3 protein-coding genes and 1 pseudogene are annotated in these 4,397 nt (G+C 57.3%); all 4 read right to left on the reverse strand.

What is annotated here, in order from left to right:
* Positions 1-937 (reverse strand): galactose/methyl galactoside ABC transporter permease MglC (gene mglC, locus AAC083_RS16420; protein ID WP_108537167.1); only part of this gene is annotated, 937 nt, incomplete at its 3' end.
* A 16-nt stretch (positions 938-953) separates the two neighbouring features.
* The gene (gene mglA, locus AAC083_RS16425; protein ID WP_108537169.1) at positions 954-2,474 is read right to left on the reverse strand and encodes a galactose/methyl galactoside ABC transporter ATP-binding protein MglA; all 1,521 of its coding nucleotides are present in this window, start codon (positions 2,472-2,474) and stop codon (positions 954-956) included.
* Positions 2,475-2,527: 53 nt separating this feature from the next.
* Positions 2,528-3,514 (reverse strand): galactose/glucose ABC transporter substrate-binding protein MglB, encoded by a 987-nt coding sequence (mglB, locus tag AAC083_RS16430; RefSeq protein WP_108537168.1) that lies wholly within the window; start codon positions 3,512-3,514, stop codon positions 2,528-2,530.
* Between the two features lie 234 nt (positions 3,515-3,748).
* Positions 3,749-4,397: pseudogene (gene lacZ / locus AAC083_RS16435) on the reverse strand (beta-galactosidase); the annotation flags it as partial.

Raw genomic sequence — 4,397 nt, forward strand, 5'->3', positions numbered from 1 at the left:
GCCAGTAAGGGCTGACCCCGATATAGGTCAAACCATAGTTGATCAAGGTGAAGATAAGTACGCCGGTAATCACACCCGCGACTGTCCCTACCCCGCCAGCAAACGATACCCCGCCCACCACGCAGGCCGCGATGGCATCCAGTTCATACATGAAACCGAGGTTATTGGTGGCACTGCCCACACGGCCCGCCTCCAGCATGCCACCAAAGGCGTAGAAGACCCCTGCCAGCGCATAGATCATCACCAGATTGACCGCCACGTTGACGCCGGAGACCTTGGCCGCCTCGGGGTTGCCACCGATGGCGAAGATGTTTTTGCCAAAGCGGGTCTTGTTCCACAGCACCCAGACAAAGACGCTGGCGATGGCTGCATAGAAGGTGAGGTACGAGAGCTTGAATCCCCCTATCCGGATAAATCCCTGGGCGAAGCTGGAAAAGCGGGGATCAAACCCGGCCACCGGCGAAGCGCCCACCGAGTCAAAGTAGAGGGAGTTGATGCCATAGACGATGATCATGGTGCCCAGGGTGGTTATGAACGGGGTGACGTTCAGGTAAGCCACGATGAGGCCGTTAACCAGCCCGATCAGCGCCCCCACGGCACACACCAGCAGGATCACCACCGGGATGGGGACCTCCCCCAGCGTGGGGAACACCTTGTTGACGTTGGTCAGCGCCTGCAGCATGGTCGCCGCGATGAGCGCCGCCAGACCGACCTGACGACCGGCCGAGAGATCCGTCCCCTGGGTGATGATGATGCCCGCCACCCCCAGCGCTATGATGACTCGCACCGAGGACTGGGTCAGGATGTTGCTGAAGTTGGTGAGGCTCAGGAAGGAGGGTTCCTGGATCACGATGACCATGAGCAGTACCAGCAACACCAAGTAGATGGCGTTTTCCTTGAGCGCCTGCATCAGATTGAAATTTTTAGCCGACTCCATAAATGTCTTCCTGTCTCTAGAGGTACAGAGATGCCAGGCGCAGTATCTCGCTCTGGTCAGTTTCTTTGGTATTGACGATCCCGGCGACCCGGCCATTGCTCATCACCATGATACGGTCGGTGATCCCCAGCAGTTCGGGCATTTCAGACGAGATGATGATGATCCCTTTGTCCTTCTTCGCCAGCTCCAGGATCAGCTGGTAGATCTCGAACTTGGCCCCCACGTCGATGCCGCGGGTGGGCTCGTCGAGCATCAGGATCTCCGGCTGGGTCAGCAGCCAGCGACCAATGATCACCTTCTGCTGGTTGCCCCCGGAGAGAGAACCGATCTGGGTCTGTTGGGTCGGCGTCTTGACCCGCATGGAGTCGATGACCCACTGGGTGTCGCTCTTCATCTTGTTGTCGCTGAGCAGCCCCATGGAGCCTTTGTAGCTGTCCATGTTGGCGATCAGGGAGTTGAAGGCGATGTCGAGACGGGAGTAGATACCGGTGGAACGGCGCTCTTCCGTCACCAGCGCAAAGCCGTTGCGAATCGCTTCATGGGCATTGTGGTTGGCCACCTCTTTGCCGTGCAGCTTGATGCTGCCCTGGCTACGATCGCGAATGCCGAACAGGGTCTCGACGATATCGGTACGCTTGGCCCCCACCAGTCCGGCGATACCGAGGATCTCCCCCTTGTGCAGGTTGAAGGTCACGTCCTTAATGGAGGGCTGGTTCTTCGCCGTCAGGTGTTCGATCTCGAGGATCACCTCTTGCGGCTGGTTGGTCTTTTCCGGGAAACGCTGGGTCAGCTCACGACCAACCATCATGCCGATGATCTGATCCATGGTCATACCCTTGAGTGGCTGGGTTGCCACCCACTGGCCATCCCGCAATATGGTGATCTCGTCACAGAGCTGGAAGATCTCCTCCATCTTGTGAGAGATGTAGACAATGCCGCACCCCTTGTCCTTCAACTTGTTGATGATTTTGAAGAGGTGGTTCACCTCTTTCTCGGTCAGGGAGGAGGTGGGTTCGTCCATGATGACGATCTTGGCGTCATAGGAGAATGCCTTGGCGATCTCGATCATCTGCATCTGGGAGACCGACAGGGTCGCGACCTTGACCCTGGGGTCGATGTCGATATCGAGTTCATCGAAAATACGCTTGGTGTCGTCATACATCTTGCCGTGGTCGATGAACCACCCTTTGGTCGGGTAGCGGCCGAGCCACATGTTGTCCATCACAGTACGCTGCAACACCAGGTTGAGCTCCTGATGCACCATGGAGACGCCATTTTCCAGCGCCTCTTTCGAGGAGGTGAAGTTGATCTCCTGCCCCTTGAAGAAGATCTTGCCCTGATCCTTCTCGTAAATGCCGAACAGGCACTTGAGCAGGGTGGATTTTCCCGCTCCGTTCTCGCCCATCAACGCATGCACAGAATGAGGACGGACCCGTAAATTGACATTATCGAGTGCCTTGACGCCGGGAAAGCTCTTACTGACGTCAATCATCTCCAACAGCCATTCTGATTGTTGCTGTGTTGTCATATCAGCCATCACATCTGGTTGAAAAAAGGGCAAGGGGATCGCCCTTGCCCTGGAGGAGGGAATTACTCGAATTGAGACAGGTTGTCTTTATCCACACCGACGTAGGCAACACGCACGACCTTGTCGACGATATTCCACTTGGTGCCTTCACCGGCCGGTTTGCCTTCAGCCAGGTTCTTGGTCAGCTCGAAAGTGGCTTTGGCCTGGTTGGCCGCATCGTTCAGCACTGTACCCGCCATGGCACCGCTCTTGACCATGGCCAGCGCTTCCGGCAGTGCATCAACGCCGAACACCGGGATGGCACTCTTGCCCTGCGCTTTCAGTGACTCGACCGCGCCCATTGCCATGCCGTCGTTGTTGGCGATGACCACTTCGATCTTGTTGGCGTTGGGGCCGGAGATCCAGGCATCCATCTTGTCTTTCGCCATGGCGGTATCCCACATACCGGTATCCATGTGCAGCTGCTGCGTCTTGACGCCGCCATCGTTCAGGGTCTTGACCACGTAGGAGGTACGGGCTTCCGCATCCGGGTGACCCGGCTCCCCTTTCAGCAGCACAAACTGGATCACGCCATCCTTGTTCAGATCCCACTCCGGATGAGCTTGCCAGTGTTTGGCAATCAGCTGACCCTGGATGATCCCTGACTCCTTGGAGTCGGTCCCCACGTAGTAAGCCTTGTCGTAGCTGGCCAGATCGGCAGCACTCGGCTCCTTGTTGTAAAACACCACGGGCACATCTTCGCCACGAGCCTTCTCAATCACGACAGGGGCCGCAGCCGGGTCAACCAGGTTGATAGCCAGCGCCTTCACGCCCTTGGCCAGCAGCACGTCTATCTGGTCGTTCTGCTTGGACTGGTCGTTCTGGGAGTCATTCATCAGCAGCTCAACCCCGGGGTTGGCAGCCGCTTCCTTCTCGATCGCCTTGCGTACCACCGCCATGAAGTTGTCGTCGTACTTATAGACGGTCACCCCGATACGGGTCTCGGCATGGGCAGTGGCTCCTGCCATCAGGCTCATCAGCACGGCGGCAATTGTCGTGATTTTTTTCATTGTTATGCTCCGATCTCTCTATCTGTTTTTGTAGGGAATGCTGTGCGCCTATTGAACTGGCGCCAGCCTAATGTAATCAATTTGTTGTGCAATGCTCTGTGAACCTGACAACAAAATGAAAACGATTACAATTTGTTACGTGGCAACAAAAAAAATAAATATCATATGGTTATGAGCAATGAATCTCCATTGAGGCTTAACCGCCACCTCAGTCGACCCACCCATGGCTCAGATTCAGCGTAGAACACAGTTCCAATAGTAGCCGCCTGGCCGTAACCAATATTCCGGTCGCACGCTCTGACTCCAGGAGTCATCGCCACCAATCCCCATATGGAAGCCATCGAGGCAGAGATACAGGCCACCCTCGGCCACCAGATCTGTCTGGTGACGGGCCAGGGCCAGCTGCTGCTGGCTGTAGCGGCTGACGCTGAAATGGAACTGCCCTTCGACCACGAGACCCCCCAGTTGTAGTTGGCGGGTATCACAGCGCAGTCCGTTGTCCGTCGGGAAGACATAAGGGGTATGCAGGGCCGCCAGCGGCAACTGCCAGCGACCGAGATCGGCGCCGAGCAGGCGATCCGGATAGTTCTCGTGAGGACCCAGACCCAGCCAGCTCACCTCTGCCACCTCGTCGACCACCCAGAGCAAGGCGCCGATGCGGGGCAGTGACGGCATTCCGGCCGCGACCTCGACGGCTATGGTAAGCGCCATGGCACCGTCTGCACCGAAGTCGTGCTGCCAGCGGGTCGACAGTTTGAGCACCCCCTGGACAAAGTAACCGTGCCTGACCAGCACGCGGCCATGATGGGGATCCACCTCCAGCCCAAGACAACGATGCTCCAGATCGTTGAGTCCGGCGCCTTGCCAGCGGGCAATCCAGGCG

The sequence above is a fragment of the Aeromonas sp. HMWF014 genome, assembly GCF_963878295.1.
Classification (GTDB): domain Bacteria; phylum Pseudomonadota; class Gammaproteobacteria; order Enterobacterales; family Aeromonadaceae; genus Aeromonas; species Aeromonas popoffii.